Here is a 17,636-nt window from a genome sequence, read left to right on the forward strand (position 1 = left end):
AATATGTCAAAAGGTTATTCCCTTCACATCGGTTTGAACAAACTCGATGTTGATCATTATCCCGGCGTACCCGCGCTGAAAGCCGCCGTGAACGACGCCGTTTTTTGGGAATCGTACGCGCGCAAACTGGGTTACGAACCGCAGTCGCTGCACGACGCCGCGGCTACGGACAGTGCCGTGCTCAGTGCTTTGCGGGCCAATGCGGGGAAAATGGAGCCGGGAGACATCCTGCTGCTTACGTACGCCGGGCATGGCAGTCATGTGCCGAATGAAAAAGCCGAGGGATTTGACGACGAAAGGGAAGACCAGACCTGGTGCCTGTACAACCGCGAATTGCTGGACGATGAGCTGTTCGAGGCTTTCCGCGCTTTTAAGGAAGGCACGCGCATCCTCGTAGTGTCCGACAGTTGCCATTCCGGCACCATCGTAAGAGCCTTGCCGGATGAGACCGATCTCAGCGTAATGCTCGAATCAGGGTTGAACCGCGCGGCCTCGGCGAGAGGCCTGCGCTCGCGCAAACTGCCGCTGGAAGCGGAACAGGAGATCATGATGCGGTTTGGGGAAAAAGTGTACGAGCCACTGCAGAAAAAATACCGGAAAACCGCGCAGGCCGGTAATGTAAAAGCCGCGGTGAAACTGATGGCCGCCTGCCAGGACGATCAGACCACTTACGACGGTGAAGCCAACGGCATTTTCACAGAAGCATTCATACAGCTGTTCGATCAGCCTTCCATGCAAAAAGCGACCGCCGAAACGCTGATCGACGAGATCCGTGAAAAATATTATTTCCCACGCCCCAATTTTTTCCAATACGGCGCTATCATTCCTTCGTTCGATAAATCTTTCCCGTTCACCATTTATATCCCGGATGCGGACAAAATAAAGGGTTTCCGCCGGCCGGACCTGCGGCCCGCGCCCGTTCGGCGCAGTCTTTCGCTGGAAGAGCAATGGGATAATGTAAAGGTCAAAAAGAACGCGCAGCTGCTCGTCACTTTCGAAGAAAAGCCCGATGCGGGCCTGAGCGGCGGGAAAGACATTGAAATACTGGAGCAGGACGGCAATACGCTGTTGATAGAACTGAAAAATACGCCGCACGAACATTCCTGGAGCGCGGCCCATGCCCTCCACCAGGAATTGATGGCCAAAGGCTGGAAAGCCACAGTGGAACCGGTATTGAGCGTGAACCCGGCGCAAGACAAAAGGGCCACGCGCGAAGGAGACGCCAACAATCCCGACTTCATCCGCGAATGGCCGCCCGCGCACCCGGAAGGCAAGATCGGCTGGCACCTGGACGACGATCATTCGCAGCTGAAAAAAGCCAACGAGGCCGTGAGCGCCAAACCCGGCGCGCATGTATGCATCGCGCATCTCGATACGGGTTACATCGCCGGGCATACCGCGCTGCCGCAGAAACTTGACTTTGCGAGGCAGCGGAGTTTCGTAAAAAAAGAAGACCCCTCGCAAGCGATCGATAAACCCGAATCCGGGCAGGACGGTCATGGCCTGGGCACAATGATATTGCTCGCGGGTAACAAAGTGACGGCGGAAGACACTTTCGGGGAATACGAAGGGTTCATCGGCGGCGCGCCCCTGGCGGATGTGGTGCCGATGCGCATTTCCGAATCGGTGGTGATCATGAACGATAAAAATTTCAGCGAAGCGTTATCCTACGCCATCGAAACCGGCTGCGAAGTGGTGACCATGAGCATGGCCGGCAAACCGAGCAACCGGATGGCGAAGGCAGTGAACGGGGCGTACGAGGCGGGCATCGTGGTAGTGTCTGCCGCGAGCAACTGCTGGTACAAAGGCACGGGCAACCTGCTGCCGAAATGCGTGATGTACCCCGCGGCGTTCGAACGCGTGATTGCCGCTACCGGCGCCATGTACAACCATAAACCATACGATGTGGACTTTCTGCAGCCAGGTAGCGAACGCGCCATCGGCACGCAATACATGCAGGGCTCCTGGGGCCCGGCTTCGCGTATGACGCGCGCGCTGGCCGCTTACACGCCCAACACGCCCTGGGCTTCTTCCAAACACAAATTCGTGCGCAGCGGCGGCGGCACTTCTTCCGCAACGCCCCAGGTAGCGGCTGCGGCGGCGCTGTACATCGCGTTTCACCGCGAAGAACTGGAACGGAAGGGGTATTACCAGGAAGGCCGCAAATGGCTGAAGGTGGAAGCGGTGCGCCATGCCCTCTACACTTCGGCGGCAAAGGAACAGCTGTTTCCCGACTGGCAGAAATATTACGGCAACGGCGTCCTCAAAGCATTCGACGCGTTGCAGGTGCCGGTGGCGGACGAAAGCGCGCTCATGCAGTCGCCTTCGGCCGAAAGCACGTTGTTTGGCGTAGTGGAAACGATCGGTTCTTTCTTCAAGCGCCGCCGGCTGTTCCGCAGCGCGGAACCCAAGCCCGAAGCGGAAGCGTTGGCCATGGAACTGCTGCACCTGCTGCAAACCGACCCGCAGTTTTTCCCGCTGTTCTCCCGGCTCGACCTCAACGACCCAGCAGCCGTGGAAGCGGAAGTCAGCAAAAACGAGTTCCGCGACAAGGTATTGCAATCGCCCTACGCATCGGAATACCTGAAAGAAGGCATGATGACCTGAACCAGTTTATGACGCCCAACGACGAATATGCGGGCGTACATCCTGGCCTGGACGAGGGAGCCGAGGCATGGCAATATTGCCACCGGCCGGGATCGGCAAGCTGTTGCGGCAGGCCTTGCTGTTGACGCGGGCGAAACAGCCGTAACTAATGAAGATCATGGGAAAAACTGACGCAGATCAGTTCCAGGTCGGCTGAGCCGGGCGATCTTTGCGGTATTCTAAGCAATTTTAGTGTTTTCATAAGATACGTTAGTAGTACAGGCGCCGGGGATTCTTCTACGGCGCTTTTCTTTTTTTGTTTACTTTTACGCCACGACAACCAATATCCTGAAAGAGGAAAGCAGTATGAATACACCGCCTGTTCCGCTGAATGAAAAAGAACGGCTCGCCGCGCTGCACAGCTACCATATTCTGGACACATTCCGGGAAGAAGAATATAACAACCTTACCGAACTGGCATCCCGCATCTGCGATGTGCCCATATCGCTCATTGCGCTGGTCGATGCGAACAGGGTATGGGTGAAGTCCGCCACAGGGACCGGTTTACGGGAAGCGTCCAGGGAAGGTTCCATCTCCGGGTTGACCATTTTGGGAACGGGGCTGCTGGAAATAAAAGACACGGCGAAAGACCCGCGGGTATCCGGCCTGGACGTGGTAACAGGGGAAGAAGCGATCCGTTTTTATGCGGGTTACCCGCTTACGGACAGGAACGGCTTTGCCCTGGGCGCGCTTTGCGTGTGCGACCGCCGGCCCAACTGCCTCAGCCCCGAACAGCGCGACGCGCTTAAACTGCTCGCCGAAACGGTTGTAACGCTGATCACCGGCCGGCGCAGAACGGAGGAACTGGACCACTTCGAGAAACTTTTCGAGCTTTCCAACGATATGATCTGCATTGCCGGGCTGGACGGCTATTACAAACGCATCAACCCCGCGTTTACCCGCGTGCTGGGTTGGAGCAGGGAAGAAATACTGAAACAGCCCGTCTTCAACCTGATGCACCCGGACGACCTGGAAGTCTCCAGGAAAAGCCTGGGCGATCTTGCCACCGGCGCTGGCACCGTAAGCTTTACCCGCCGCATGCGGATGAAAAGCGGCGGCTTCCGCGTGATACAGTGGATGGTGAACCCCGAGCCCGCCAGCGGCCACGTTTTCGCCATCGGGCGGGATATTACCGAAGAACGCCTGCACGAAGAAATGCTGGCGAAAAGCCAGCAGCGGCTGAGCGCCTTTTTTGAACACAGCCAGGGCCTCATGAGCACGCACGACCTGGACGGGAATTTTTTATCGGTGAACAGCGCCGGTGCCGGTTTGCTCGGATATGCGCAGGAAGAGATGGTCTTGATGAACCTGCGCGACATCATTCCGCCCAGCCATCATGCCGCCTTTGATCAATATCTCGCCGAGATCCGTGAAAAAGGCCGCGCTTCCGGGCAAATGACCATCCTGCACCACGACGGCTCCCGCCGCATCTGGATGTACAGCAACTTCCTCGAAAAAGGCATCAACGAAGAACCTTACATCATCGCCAACGCCATCGACATCACCGACCGTTACCTGCTCGAAAAAGACCTGGCCCGCACCAAGGAAATGCTGGAACAGACCAACCAGGTAGCCCGCGTAGGCGGATGGGTGGCCGAAACCACGAAGGAAAAAATATACTGGACCAACGTTACCAAAGAACTGCACGGCGTGCCGGAAAATTATGAGCCGGACCTGCAGTCTGCCGTTGGTTTTTTCAAAAAAGGCGAAAGCCAGGCCGCCGTGATGCGCGCCATCAACCGCGCGATGCGCACCGGTCAGAGCTGGGACATGGAAGTGCAGATCGTGACCCACCAGGGGCTGGAGCGCTGGGTACGCACGCAGGGCCATGCGGAGTTTGAAGACGGCGTGTGCAAACGGCTTTACGGTTCTTACCAGGACATCAACGAGAAAAAACTCGCCCGGATCGAAACCGCCAACTCCCGCAGGATGCTGGAAGACATCATGCAGGCCGCTTCGGAAGTAAGCATGATCGCCACGGATACAAATGGCATGATCACCCTGTTCAACAAAGGCGCGGAAAGAATGCTCGGCTACACCGCCGCGGAAATGATCGGCAAACAACCCGCTTCCGTGGTGCACGACGAATTCGAGATCGAGGAACGCGCCCGCGAACTGTCCAGGGAAACAGGCGAAGAGATCAGAGGCCTCCGCGCGTTTGTGTACCGTACCGAAAAAGAAGGCTCCGAACAACGGGAATGGATATACGTAAAAAAAGACGGGTCGCGCTGCATCGTGTCGCTCGTAATGACCGCTATCCGCGACGCGAAAAACAATACCGTGGGGTATCTCGGCATTGCAACGGACGTCACTAAACGAAAACGGATGGAACAGGCGCTCATCGCGGCCAAACAGCAGGCCGAGCAGGTGAGCAACGCCAAAACGGAGTTCCTCGCCAATATGAGCCACGAGATACGAACGCCGCTCAACGGCATCATCGGGTTTGCGGACCTGGTGATGAAAACGCAACTCGACGACACGCAGAAACAATACGTTTCCATTGTACATCAGTCAGCCAACGTACTGCTCAGCATCATCAACGACATACTCGACCTTTCCAAAATAGAAGCCGGCAAGCTCGATCTGAACATCGAGCGGTTCGACCTGTTCGGGACCGGCCGCGAAGCGATGGACATAGTTTCCTACCAGGCGAAAGAAAAAGGGCTGGAAGTTGCGCTGGAAATATCGGAAGAGCTGCCGCGTTTTATCTTCGCCGATGCGCTCCGGCTGAAACAGGTGCTGGTGAACCTTTTGGGCAATGCGGTAAAGTTCACGGAAAAAGGTTCTGTCAAGCTGCGCATCACGGCGCTCACCGACCCGAAAGACGATGAGATCACTTTTAAATTCGAAGTGCGCGATACGGGCATCGGCATACGGGCCGACAAACAGGAGAAAATATTCGAAGCCTTTGCGCAGGAAGATGCGTCTACCACCAAACGTTACGGCGGTACCGGCATCGGCCTGGCCATCTCCAACAAAATACTGGCGCTGATGGGCAGCAAACTGCAGCTGATCAGCTATCCCGGCTCCGGTAGCATCTTTTATTTCTACCTCAAATTGCAGGCGGACCACAACGCAGACTTCGATGCGGACGACGCGCTGCCCTTGCTCACGGACGAAGGCGCGCAACAGTTGCGCAAAATGCAGGCGAACATTCTCGTGGTGGAAGACAATACGGTGAACATGCTGCTTACCAAAACGATCATTCGCAAGATCATGCCCGCGGCCGCCATCATCGAGGCGGGCAACGGTTTAGACGCGGTGAAGATCTGCCGTCAGCATATGCCCGATATGATCCTGATGGACATCCAGATACCTGAGCTGAACGGTTACGAAGCCACGTTCAAGATCCGGGGAATGGAGCGGAAGGGCCGCGTGCCGATCATTGCGCTTACCGCCGGGAATATCAGCGGCGAAAGGGAAAAATCGATCGCGGCGGGCATGGACGATTTTCTTTCGAAACCGATCGTTGAAAATTCACTTTCGGAAAAGCTGCGTAAATGGCTGATGGGGAATGGAACGCAATCCAAACCGGGAACGGCAGACGAACGGACGGATATGTCCAGGCACTTCGACGAAAATGTGCTGAAGGGTTACCTGGGCGACGACAATGTGGGGAAAGAAATTCTTGCACTGATCCGCTCCGAATTGCAGAAATCCGTGGACACGATGCAGCAGTTCGCGGAAGAGGAAAACCTGCAAGGCCTCAACGCGATGGGACATAAGCTGCGCGGCACCACTACCAGCACGGGATTGGGAGAGCTGAGCCGTCTGGCCCTGGAATTCGATCGTATGAAAACATTCGAGCCGGAGCGGGTGAAAACGCTGCTGGAGGAGACATCGGCGGAAGTGGCGCTGGTGATGGGGCTGCTCCAGCAACATATCGACAAGGCCTGACGTTACATTTTCTCGTAGTCGGTAACAGACATGGTGAACCTGATCTCGCCGTTCATCCTGATACCTCCCTGTTTTTTCCAGCCTTTCCGGAGATAGAACTGTTCGGCCCTTGTGCCTGGCATGGTGCCGAGGCGAAGCGTATCTTCAAAATATTCAAAATACCATTCCAGCAGGGCGTCGTGCAGTTTGGCGCCGATGCCGCGCCCTTCCGCATCCGGGTGAACGAACATCGCCCATACTTCATGCGCGCGGGTATTCACGATCGCAAAACCTTTTATTTCGCCGCGTTCTTCAAACAGCCAGCCCTTGCCGTCGGTAGTGAGGTAACGGGCGTAATCGTCTGTGGTCGCCAGCCCGGGGCTGTGCAGCACGTTCTCGCGTACGGCCATACGAATGTTGTGAAGGGCTGGAATGTCGTCTATGGTGGCTTCGCGGAGCGGCATCGTTGAAAATTTATATAAAATTACGGCTTCCGGCCGGGTATGCCATATTAATTGTGCGCAACGAACAGCGGGCATTTGAGGTGCTTCTGGATTACATCTGCCATGCTGCTGCGGAACCACCGGCTTACGGCATTGCGCTGGTAAGCGCCCAGCACGATGAGGGTGGATTCTTTTTCCTGTTCGAGCCGGTGAAGGATGGCCGCTTCCGGCTCGCCGGTGAGCACGGTGTATTGCGCGTTGGGATTGTGGCGTTTCATGAACTCCTTCATGAGCTTGTTTTCCGGCAGGTGCAGGTTTTCGTCGCCTTTTACGGTGATCACCTCCGCGGGCAGCCGGTTGATTGCCGGGAGGATGCCGGTGAACATTTTGATGGCGAACACGGAAGAAGGCGCGCCGTCGTACAGCATCACTACTTTTTCAAACGGTTTGTACGCCTCGGGAACCACCATCACCGGGCATTCCGAGCCGCCCAGCAGGTCGCGCACGAAGCGGGTGGGAGGGGGTTCGGTGAAACGCGTGAACGTTTCCCCGGAAGAGATCACCAGCAGGTCCGCATAAATGCTTTCACGCATCAGGTCCGGCAATGCAAACGATTTATCGCGGTGAATGGCGTGATTGACGCCCGCTTCGCGGCAATGGAAATCGAATTGTTTCACCGCCCTGTCGCGCTCCTGCTGGTCTTTTTCGGAAAGTTCCTTCAGGTTATTGTGATGGATGGCGTCTTCCATGCTGAAACTGTTGCGCGTAAAATCGTCCAGGAAAACCCCGACGAGATGCGCGTTTTCTTTTTGCGTGAGGCTGATGGCGGTCTGGATGCCGGAAAGCGAAAGTTTAAGTCCGTCCAGCGCAACGATGATCTTTTTCATGCAATGAAGTTCGGGAGTTTGCAGGTACGGGAAAATGAGGACGGTCAGAAGGGGTGTTGATCAATATCAACGTTCGTTTTCTCAATATGAAACACGCGGGAGCGGGGTTGTGTTCAAGCGGACGGCCAAATAAAAAGCCGGCCTTACCATAAGACCGGCTTTTTCATATTCAATTCATTCATCATTTCAATTTCTTCGCTCCCACGCCTTCCACCGTGATCTCCACGGGTTTGATCAACCCCTGCGCGTCGAATTCCATCTTTTCGATGCATACTTCGCGGCTGTTTGCACCGGTTTCGGTCAGGGGGCGGCGGTGGTAAACAATGTACCAGCTGTCTTCCCCCGGCACCTTGATCACCGAATGATGGCCCGCGCCCTTTGCAATGGCAGGGTTTTGCTCCAATATTTTGCCGATCCGCTTAAAAGGGCCCATCGGGGAATCGGCGATGGCGTATGCCACGCAGTAGTCCGGGCCCGTCCAGCCGCCTTCCGACCACATAAAATAATATTTGCCGTTTTTCCGGAACATAAACGGCCCTTCCACGTACTTGTCCGGCGTAATTTCCTTAAATACAGTGCCGTCCGGGAAAGGCTCGAAGCCGGTGAAATCTTCCTTCAGCCGCGCGATATTGCAATGCCGCCAGCCACCGTAGATCAGGTAATACTGACCGTCCGCGTCGTGAAACACGAACTGGTCTATCGGCTGCGCGCCGTTGTGGAATTTATCGATCAAAGGTTTGCCGAGATGGTCCTTAAACGGCCCTTCCGGCCTGTCGGCCACCGCCACGCCGATGCCGCCGGACTGCTGATCGTTCTGAATATCGTTTGCCCCGAAGAACAGGAAATATTTTCCCTTCTTTTCAATCACCGAGGGCGCCCACATCGCCCGCTTGGCCCAGCGGACGGCCGTTGTGTCGAGAATACGGGCATGTTTCGTCCAGGTAACGAGGTCCGGACTGGAAAATGCGTCGAGGAACACCTGTTGATTGTACGGCGCCGAATAGGTCGGGTAGATCCAGTACTGTTTTCCAAAGATGATCCCCTCCGGGTCTGCATACCAGCCGGGGAACACGGGGTTGCCCGCTTTTTTTTCCTGTGCGGAAACGTGCAGGGTTAAAATGGCCGCGGCGGCCAGGCAAATAAATCGCTTCATGCCGGGAAATTATAAAAAACAAACCTACCGTTCCGCATAATAATTATGAATGAACCCGAAACCGGAAATTTCAAATTCGCCTTCCCCCTTTGCGACGAGGAAAAGGTCGTGTATGCCGAAGGCGTGCCGCAGCTGGCCGGTGAGTTTGATGTTAAACGTGGTATCCGCCGTGTCCGGGATCTTCAGGGTGCCGATCTTTTTGCCTTTCGGCCGGTCGATCCGGAACTCGAGCCTCGGCCCGTTCTTCGATTTGATATTGCTGCTGATGGTTACCTCGAACCCGATCTCGCCCATGCTCAGGTTCACCTGCCGGAAAGCAAGGAACGAACCGTCTTTCATCTGGTATTTCACCGTGTCCGGCGGAGGGATGCGCGGAAGCAACTGACCTCTTGCGGGCAGCGAAAGGAAAAATAAGATAGCTGCTGTTGCAGCTAATGCAAGAAGCCTCATAGGTTAAGGACAGTAACTTTTTTTAACAGATAACAGGCCGGGTTTTTAAGCCGTTATCCCGGTTTCAATAAAAATTTACATAAAGATAAATAATAATATTTAGTTTCCGGCTGCTATGGCGTTAATAAAAAAACAATTATCTTTCAAGCCAAGCCGACCGAACGGGAGCGCGCGCATGCGGCCTTGTTCCATACATGAATTGAGATGAAAGGATTTTTCCTTATTGTTTGCTGTTTGCTGATTAACCGGGTTTCCTATGCGCAGCCGCACGGGCTGATTTTTTCATCCTTCGAAACGGTGCAGGAAAAAAGAACTTCCCTCGACCTTGGCGGCGGGGCGCCGGTTTGCCTTTCTCACGGTTTCAGCCTTAGCTTTGATATTTCTTTCCTCCCGGGCCAGCCTGCTTATTTCGGATATGTTTTCCGGCTGATCAACCGCGAACATCAGAACATCGACCTGCTGTACAGTCCAAATACGGGCGCGTTTAACCTCGTAACGGGAGAACGGCTTTCCGGCATCAGTTTCCGCGCGGAAGCGCTGGGCGCGCAGCTGCGGTGGGCGCGGTTCCGCCTCGTGCGCAACGGCAGGGAGCTGGCTTTTTACGTGGACGGAAAACTTTGCGGCAAAGCGGAAGCCGACCTTACCGACGATTGTTTCCATATTATATTCGGTGCTTGTAATTTCCCGGATTTCCGGAGCACGGACCTGCCGCCGATGCAGGTCAGGAATGTGCTGCTGGAAAAAGACGGCCGGCCCGACGCGTTCTGGCCTTTGCGGGAAATTTCCGGCAATACGGCGGTGGACAGCCTGCACGGGCAAAAAGCGCTGGTTACCAACGGCACCTGGGCCGCGGCGCTGCACCTGCACTGGCAGCCGCGGTACGACGCGACGGTAAAGGGGCATGCTTCCGTCGCATTCGATGCGGAGCGGGAAGAGCTGATCGTTGTTGCGAAAGATTCCATTTACCGGTATGCGGAAAAGAACGGCTCCGTGAGCGCCGTACCCGTTACCGACCCGCGCCACCAGCTGCTGCTGGGCAGCCATTCCTTCCTGGACCCGGTTACCCGCGAGCTGTGGCAGTTCAACATCGATCACGGCTGGGCGGCGGTTTTCCGCAATGGCGGCTGGTTGCCGCCTTTTGATTCCGTGTACGTGACTGAATATTGGCAGGCGAACCGGTTTTATGCGCCCTCCCGGCGGAGTTTGTATTTCCTGGGCGGTTACGGGCAATACCGGTACAAGAACCGGGTGTGCCGCTATAATTTTGATACCGGGAAATGGGACACGGTGCGCACTAACGGGGACAGCTATACGCCGCGTTACCTTGCCGCATTGGGCGCCGCGGGCGATACGGCTTACATTCTCGGCGGTTTTGGCAGCACCACCGGCGAGCAGATGCTGAACCCGCGTTATCTTTACGATTTCCTGCAGCTGGACGGACGCACCGGCAGCATCAAAAAACTATTCACCCTCCCCACGCCGGCCGGGCAGTTCGTGTTCGGCAATTCAATGGTGATCGACACGGCCGCCCGTCGATATTACGCGCTCATTTTCCCGAACGACCGCTACGATTCGCGGCTGCAGCTCATCCGCGGTTCGCTGGACGCGCCGGGTTACACCCTGCTGGCCGATACGATACCTTTTATGTTTAAAGACACCCGGGCTTTTGCCGGGTTGTTTTATTGCGCTGCCAGCAAACGTTTGCTGGCCGTTACCACTTTTACGAAGGAAAACCGGCATACGGAGGTAAAGGCATATGCGATCGGTTTCCCGCCGGAAAAACTGCCCGTGACCGCGACGCCGCGGCCGCCGTACAGGATACCGTGGTGGTACTATATAATAGGGCTGGCGCTGCTGGTGTTTGCGCTGCTGCTGTCCGCCAGGCGCCGGCGCCAACGGAAGCATCAAAACCCGCACCCCGAAACCCGGGCGGCTTCCGCTGTACCCCCTGAAAACCAGGCTGCTTCATCTTATGCGCTGCCCGAAGGGGAAGATCAGCGGGAGCACGACGCGGCGGTGGCGCAGCAACGGCCTTCTGTTTCCTGGATCTTCTTTTTCGGCAATTTCACCGTAAAAGACGCTGCCGGGCAGGACCTCACCCGGCAATTCACGCCGCTGCTGAAAGAGCTGTTCCTGCTCATCGCCGTGCATACGTTTGAAAACGGGCAGGGCATTTCCGTGGAAAAGCTCAGCGAAATACTCTGGAACGATAAGTCGGACAAAGCGGCGAAGAACAACCGCTCGGTGAACATCCTCAAACTCAAGAACATCCTTGAAAAACTAGGCGGCTGCGCCCTGCGGAAAGAATCGGGCAACTGGCGGCTGGATTGCGACGGCACCGTCTACATCGATCTGCGGGAGCTGCACCGGCTGGCCGGCGGCGACCCGGACGAGCGCAGCCTGCGGGAAGTGCTTTACATCGTGATGCGCGGCGCTTTCCTTTACCAGACCGAATACGAGTGGCTCGACGATTTTAAGTCCGCCATTTCAGGCCGGCTGCTTGACCGGCTAAGCCGCGAGGCGGCGGGCGGCAAATGGAACGGCGACCCCGAGCTGCTGATCGCCATCGCTAACGGCATTTTTGTGCTGGACCCGGTGAACGAACAGGGGCTGGCCGTTAAATGCCGGAGCCTCGTCGCCCTGGGGCGGCACTCCCTGGCAAGGCATGCATACGAACGTTTCGTGAAGGAATACAGGCATATTTACGGTGAAGAATACCCCGCTTCCTTCGGAGACATCCTCCATTAACGCATTAATTCGCTTAACCCGCGGAAATTAATGCTCCTGTTAATCGTTTATTATACTCCCTGTTAAGCCCCCCGGGTTTACTTTGTGATCATATTTTCCACGAAATGTTTCCACGATGAAAAACAGATCACGATCATTCGGCCGGTCCCGGCGCCCGGCAGTTTCGGTTTTTTCTTCACCCGATCACAAAAAGTAATTAACGGATATACCTTATGCTCAAACAATGCTTAAAATGGACAGGTGTTTTGTTGTTATTCATGCACCAGGGTTTCGGTCAGAATTTCCAGCAGTATGTGGACCCGAAGATCGGGAATGTTGGCCAGCTGCTGCAGCCCACGCGCCCGACGGCGCAATTGCCTAACCAGGTGATGCGTATGCATCCGGTGCGGGCGGATTATATCGACGACCAGATCAGGAGTTTCCCGATGCTCGTGGTGTCGCACAGGCTGGGAGAGGTGTTTGCCGTTAAACCATATACCGGCGCGGCCGCGCCCCGGGCCATGCCATACGATCACGACCTGGAGATCACACGCCCATGGGTGTACGAAACCTACCTGGTAGACGATGAGATCACCGTACGGTTCGTTCCCGGTGAAAAAGCGGGCATGTTCCGTTTTACGTTTCCCGCGGGCAAACCGAAAAACCTGCAGTTCAGCCCGTTCAACCGCGGCTTTTTTGAATGGAAATGGCTGGACAATAAAACCGTGGCCGCCACCGAAACCTGGCACGACGATGTGAAGGTGTTCCTCTACGGACAATTCAACACGCCCGGCACTACCGGCAAATCGCAGATCAGTTTTGCCGCCGGCGCGCCGGAAACGATCGAGCTGCGGTATGCCGTGTCTTTCGTAAGCGCGGAACAGGCGAAGAAAAATTTCACGAAGGAAGTAAGCCCCGGCGTTACTTTCGAAACGCTCGAAAAACAGGGCGAAGCCGCCTGGGCCAAAGTGATCAATCAAATCCAGGTAACCGGCGGAACGGAAGCGCAGCGCAGGTCTTTTTACACCGCCCTGTACCGCTGTTATGAAAGGATGGTGAACATCACGGAAGACGGCGCCTATTATTCCGGTTACGATAAAAAAGTGCATACCGGCGCCACCCGCCCGTTTTATGTGGATGACTGGAGCTGGGACACCTATCTCGCCCATCATCCGCTGCGCACCATCCTCAACCCGAAACAGGAAGAAGATATGCTGCAGTCGTACGTGAACATGTACGAGCAAAGCGGCTGGATGCCCACCTTCCCGGTGCTGTTCGGCGATCATGCCTGCATGAACGGCTTCCATTCCTCCATCACTTTCCTGGACGCATACCGCAAAGGCCTGCGCAATTTTGATGTGGAAAAAGCTTACGAAGGCATGAAGAAAAACGCCACCCAGGCCACTATGCTTCCCTGGCGCAACGGCCCGAAAGGCCCGCTGGATGATATCTACCATGCCAAGGGATTTTTCCCCGCACTGCCGAAAGGCGAAAAAGAAACCGACCCGATGGTGCACGGTTTTGAAAAAAGACAGGCAGTAGCAGTAACGCTGGGCGGCGCTTACGACGACTGGGCATTGGGCCAGCTGGCGGACGAACTGAAAAAGACCGGCGACAAACAGGCGTTCGGAAAACGCGCGGAGAACTATAAAAATCTGTGGGAACCGCAGGCGAAAATGTTCATGCCCAAAGACGCGCAGGGCCAGTGGATCAAAATCGACCCGAAGATCGACGGCGGCATGGGCGGCCGTGAGTTCTACGACGAAAACAACGGTTATACCTATCAATGGCAGGTGCAGCACGACATTGCCGGCCTTCGCAGCCTGTTCGGCGGCGCCAAAAACATGGAAGCCGCGCTGGACCAGCTGTACCGCGAAGGACTGGGCCGCAGCAAATACGAGTTCTGGAGCGTCTTTCCCGATGCTACGGGCCTGGTAGGACAGTATTCAATGGGCAACGAGCCCAGTTTTCATATTCCGTATCTCTACAACTACACAGGCAGCCCGTGGAAGACGCAGAAACGCATCCGTTTCCTGCTGGACGTATGGTTCAAAGACAACATTTTCGGCATCCCCGGCGATGAAGACGGCGGCGGCATGAGCGCCTTCGTGGTCTTTTCTTCCATGGGTTTTTACCCTGTTACACCCGGCCTGCCCGAATACAGCATCGGCAGCCCGCTGTTCGAAAAAGTGAGCATACAGCTCGACGGAGGCAAACAATTCACCGTACTGGCGCACAACGCGTCTGTCGTGAACAAATATATTCAGCGTGCGAAGTTCAACGGCCAGCCTTTGCTGAAGCCGGTATTTACACACGAGCAACTGACAGGAGGCGGCACCCTTGAACTGGAGATGGGCCCCAAGCCGAATAAAAGCTGGGGAGCGATGTGATAAGACATTCCTTCATCTTTAAAATTTCATCCAATGCGAAAACAATTCCACGTACTCATTTTGCTGTTAATGTGCGGGTTGCCCGTGTTAGCCCAGGTAGCGCCTGCGGCGCAGGCTGTTAAAGGAAAAGTGATCTGCGGGTACCAGGCCTGGTTCAACTGCTACGGAGACGGTTCTCCCGTAGCCAGGTGGCGCCACTGGAGCGCGGGCCAGTACAATTCCAACAACGGCAGTCCCGCGCCGGGCGCTATCTCATTCGAGGCTTATCCAGACGTGAAAGAGTACCCCTCCGCGGTGATGTTCCAGACGAACCTGGGCAACACCAACCTGGGCGACCCCGCCAAACTGTTCACTTCCTGGCAGCCGCAAACCATCAACCTGCATTGCCAGTGGATGCAGCAAAACGGCATCGACGGCGTGGCGCTGCAACGTTTCCTCGGCGAAACCCGCGACGGCGTGTTCAAACGCAACCGCGACAGCGTGGCCGTACGCCTGCGAAGGGCGGCGGAACAGTACCAGCGCATCTTTTACATCATGTACGACATGAGCGCGGACGACACCACGTATTTCAAGAACGACTGGCTGCACATCGAAAACAACCTCGGCGTGGTCAATTCGCCGTATTATGCGCACCAGGACGGCAAGCCTGTGATCTGCCTCTGGGGCTTCGGTTTCACCGGCCGCGCCAACGTGCCCGCGCACAGCATCGCCATTATCAACTGGCTGAAAGCAAAAGGGTATTACGTGATCGGCGGCGTGCCCACCAACTGGCGCACCAGCAGCGGCGACAGCCATCCCGGCTACAGCGCGGTGTACGACAGCTTCGACATGCTGTCTCCCTGGTCTGTAGGCCGTTTCAACAGCATCGCGGGGGCGGACAATTTCAAGAACAACCACGTAACGCCGGACCTCGCTTACTGCAACGCCAACGGCATCGATTACCAGCCGGTGATCTTCCCCGGGTTTGCGTGGAGCAACTGGAACGGTGGCCCGGTGAACGAGATCCCGCGTGCAAAAGGCGAATTTTTCTGGCGGCAGGTGTACAACCTGAAGAACCTCGGTTTCAACACCGCCTACATCGCCATGTTCGACGAATACGACGAAGCCACGAACATCATGAAAATGGCAGACAGTTATTTCGACGTGCCGCATAACCAGTATTTCCTGACCGCCAGCGCAGACGGCACTTACATCGGCCCGGACTTTTACCTGCGCCTCGCGGGCCAGGCCACGAAAGTGTTTAAAGGTACCGCGCCGCTCACCACGAACGTCAGCATCCCGTTCTCCGTGGCGCCGCTGTGGTTCCGCACCAGCGTGCAGGCGGGATACGATGCGATGCCTTCCTGGACCGACAGCCCAGACCCGTCTTCCGTTCCGAAAAATGTGCTTAGCCCGATCTGCGGCGTGGTGACGGGTGAAACAAGCTTCACCGGCAACGCTTCCATCCGCGCGGGCGGAACGGACAATGCGTCCAGCGGCGGCTCTTATCATTACTTCCGCGTTTTCGACGTGAACATTCCTGTGAACGCCGATACACGCCTTACGTGGATGGCGTTTCCCACCAATAACCTGTCGCGCTACGTGAGCGTAGACCTGGTTATGACCGACGGCAGCAACCTGCGCGACGCCGGCGCAACGGACATCAACGGCGTATCCATGCATCCGGGCGCGGGGCGCGGAACGGTGAACGCCTGGCAAAAACAGACCTGTTACATCGGCAACTGGCTCAACGGCAAAACCATCGACCGGATCATGATCGCGTACGATCACGGCGCGGATGTGGGCGCGTTTAAAACGTATATAGACGATATCGTGATCAAAGACACGGCGGAGGTTTTTGCGCCGGCGGCCTTTAAAATGGCGGCTGAAGAAGAAAGCATTGTGCAGGTATTCCCGCAACCAGCGAACAAAACCGCCACCGTAAGCATCAGCGGCTGGACGGGCGCGGAAAAAATGGAATTGCTGAACGCAGAAGGGAAAAGCCTGCTGCGGCTGCAGGCCACGGGCAGCAGAACGGAACTTCCCGTACAACAATACCCGGCGGGCATTTATTACCTGCGCGTGGAAAGGAACGGGAAATTCATCGTCAAAAAGATCCTCATTACAAGATAAAGTTTAAGTAGTAACGTGATAAACAATGAAAGCCCACCCGTGATCTCACAGGTGGGCATTTTTCGTTTTTGGGGCTATACTTCGTGCATGGATGTCCGTTAGTTATTTTTTATGACGCTTTATGAAATTCGAATTTGTCCATGATCACATCGTAGGTAGTGGCGGTTTTAACGATACGCATGCGGGTGGGGTAATACCCGTCTTTCGCGAATTTCGTGCCCTGCTTGATCGTTTTTTCGAACGCGGGTGTGTTTTCCATGAACTGCCGGGTGATCATCGGTTCGTAGAACAATACTTTTCCTTTGAAGGTGCCGAACAGGAACGTTTCGGTGAACGGCGCGGGATTTTCTGGTTGCAGCTCCGGCGAGGTAATGTCTACCCAATGTTTGCCCATAGCGGCTTCGCCGCCGTCTGTGGGAATATATTGAGGATGGAGGGAACCGGCGGGCGGCAGGTTGTCGAAATCGGCGGGCGCCTGCGCGTAAGGCGGGATCGCGTTCACGTATTCCGGCGTTTCGGTATAAAAATGAAAATCAAAATGCGGTTTGCCGTAGACCGGTTCAGGAAAATGCCCGTTGGGGTTCCAGTTTACCACAACGTGATTGAACGGCGTCTGCTCTTTTTCGTTGGGCAAACGCAGCAGGAAAGCGCCTTCATGTTCGTGGCCGCTGCCGCCGGCCGGCAAATTCTGAAACGCGGAATGTGTGAATGAAGCGCCCACTTCCACCGGCTGTCGGTCGCTGCCGAGCCTTACCCAGGCCCAGGCTTTTCCGCTTCCCATGTTTACTTCGGGGCCTTTGAATACGTCTTTCGGGGTTTCGGGGTCTTTTTTGCAGGATGCAACCAACAGAAGAAAGGCCGGCACTGCACAAAGGATCAATCGTTTCATACAAAAGTTTTGGGGTGAATGTTTTAATCTTCCGCAAAGCTCGTGTGAAACACCCGTCGTGTC

At 55.8% G+C, this 17,636-nt stretch carries 10 protein-coding genes; 5 read left to right on the forward strand and 5 right to left on the reverse strand.

Translation table 11 applies throughout. From position 1 onward, the window contains the following. Positions 1-3 precede the first annotated feature (3 nt). Together J7I43_RS15010 and J7I43_RS15015 are read left to right on the forward strand one after the other, a co-directional pair. Complete coding sequence (locus tag J7I43_RS15010) at positions 4-2,607, forward strand: S8 family serine peptidase (protein ID WP_209146538.1); 2,604 nt, start codon at positions 4-6, stop codon at positions 2,605-2,607. A 345-nt stretch (positions 2,608-2,952) separates the two neighbouring features. Further along, positions 2,953-6,543 (forward strand): PAS domain S-box protein, encoded by a 3,591-nt coding sequence (locus J7I43_RS15015; RefSeq protein ID WP_209146539.1) that lies wholly within the window; start codon positions 2,953-2,955, stop codon positions 6,541-6,543. Between the two features lie 2 nt (positions 6,544-6,545). On the opposite strand, the gene J7I43_RS15020 is transcribed toward J7I43_RS15015, so the two are convergent. From J7I43_RS15020 to J7I43_RS15035, 4 genes are all read right to left on the reverse strand, one after another. After that, positions 6,546-6,986, reverse strand: coding sequence for a GNAT family N-acetyltransferase (locus J7I43_RS15020; RefSeq protein WP_209146540.1), 441 nt, complete (start codon positions 6,984-6,986; stop codon positions 6,546-6,548). 47 nt (positions 6,987-7,033) lie between these two features. Continuing rightward, entirely contained in the window at positions 7,034-7,852 is an 819-nt protein-coding gene (locus J7I43_RS15025; protein WP_209146541.1) for a universal stress protein, read from the reverse strand. Positions 7,853-8,033: 181 nt separating this feature from the next. Continuing rightward, positions 8,034-9,005 carry a glycoside hydrolase family 43 protein gene (locus tag J7I43_RS15030; RefSeq protein ID WP_209146542.1) on the reverse strand — a complete coding sequence of 324 codons (972 nt, stop codon included), beginning with the start codon at positions 9,003-9,005 and terminating at the stop codon, positions 8,034-8,036. A 24-nt stretch (positions 9,006-9,029) separates the two neighbouring features. Continuing rightward, on the reverse strand, positions 9,030-9,455 hold the full coding sequence (locus tag J7I43_RS15035) for a carbohydrate-binding protein (protein ID WP_209146543.1): 426 nt from the start codon (positions 9,453-9,455) through the stop codon (positions 9,030-9,032). A 234-nt stretch (positions 9,456-9,689) separates the two neighbouring features. Here J7I43_RS15035 and J7I43_RS15040 point away from each other — a divergent pair, with 234 nt between their 5' ends. The 3 genes from J7I43_RS15040 (at position 9,690) to J7I43_RS15050 (ending at position 16,684) form a co-directional block, all read left to right on the forward strand. Then, on the forward strand, positions 9,690-12,203 hold the full coding sequence (locus J7I43_RS15040) for a kelch repeat-containing protein (protein ID WP_209146544.1): 2,514 nt from the start codon (positions 9,690-9,692) through the stop codon (positions 12,201-12,203). A 245-nt stretch (positions 12,204-12,448) separates the two neighbouring features. Next, positions 12,449-14,572 carry a GH92 family glycosyl hydrolase gene (locus J7I43_RS15045; protein WP_209146545.1) on the forward strand — a complete coding sequence of 708 codons (2,124 nt, stop codon included), beginning with the start codon at positions 12,449-12,451 and terminating at the stop codon, positions 14,570-14,572. A 33-nt stretch (positions 14,573-14,605) separates the two neighbouring features. After that, positions 14,606-16,684, forward strand: a complete 2,079-nt coding sequence (locus tag J7I43_RS15050) for a T9SS type A sorting domain-containing protein (RefSeq protein ID WP_209146546.1) — start codon at positions 14,606-14,608, stop codon at positions 16,682-16,684. A gap of 109 nt (positions 16,685-16,793) precedes the next feature. On the opposite strand, the gene J7I43_RS15055 is transcribed toward J7I43_RS15050, so the two are convergent. Beyond that, complete coding sequence (locus tag J7I43_RS15055) at positions 16,794-17,573, reverse strand: DUF5602 domain-containing protein (protein WP_209146547.1); 780 nt, start codon at positions 17,571-17,573, stop codon at positions 16,794-16,796. Between the last annotated feature and the right edge of the window lie 63 nt (positions 17,574-17,636).

The sequence above is a fragment of the Chitinophaga chungangae genome, assembly GCF_017742215.1.
GTDB classification, from domain to species: Bacteria; Bacteroidota; Bacteroidia; order Chitinophagales; family Chitinophagaceae; genus Chitinophaga; species Chitinophaga chungangae.

Bases quoted from the DNA above. Each gene is read 5' to 3' on its own strand.
- J7I43_RS15010 (WP_209146538.1), top strand. From the start codon at position 4: ATGTCAAAAGGTTATTCCCTTCACATCGGTTTGAACAAACTCGATGTT.
- J7I43_RS15055 (WP_209146547.1), bottom strand. From the start codon at position 17,573: ATGAAACGATTGATCCTTTGTGCAGTGCCGGCCTTTCTTCTGTTGGTT.
- J7I43_RS15020 (WP_209146540.1), bottom strand. From the start codon at position 6,986: ATGCCGCTCCGCGAAGCCACCATAGACGACATTCCAGCCCTTCACAAC.
- J7I43_RS15015 (WP_209146539.1), top strand. From the start codon at position 2,953: ATGAATACACCGCCTGTTCCGCTGAATGAAAAAGAACGGCTCGCCGCG.
- J7I43_RS15035 (WP_209146543.1), bottom strand. From the start codon at position 9,455: ATGAGGCTTCTTGCATTAGCTGCAACAGCAGCTATCTTATTTTTCCTT.
- J7I43_RS15025 (WP_209146541.1), bottom strand. From the start codon at position 7,852: ATGAAAAAGATCATCGTTGCGCTGGACGGACTTAAACTTTCGCTTTCC.
- J7I43_RS15030 (WP_209146542.1), bottom strand. From the start codon at position 9,005: ATGAAGCGATTTATTTGCCTGGCCGCCGCGGCCATTTTAACCCTGCAC.
- J7I43_RS15050 (WP_209146546.1), top strand. From the start codon at position 14,606: ATGCGAAAACAATTCCACGTACTCATTTTGCTGTTAATGTGCGGGTTG.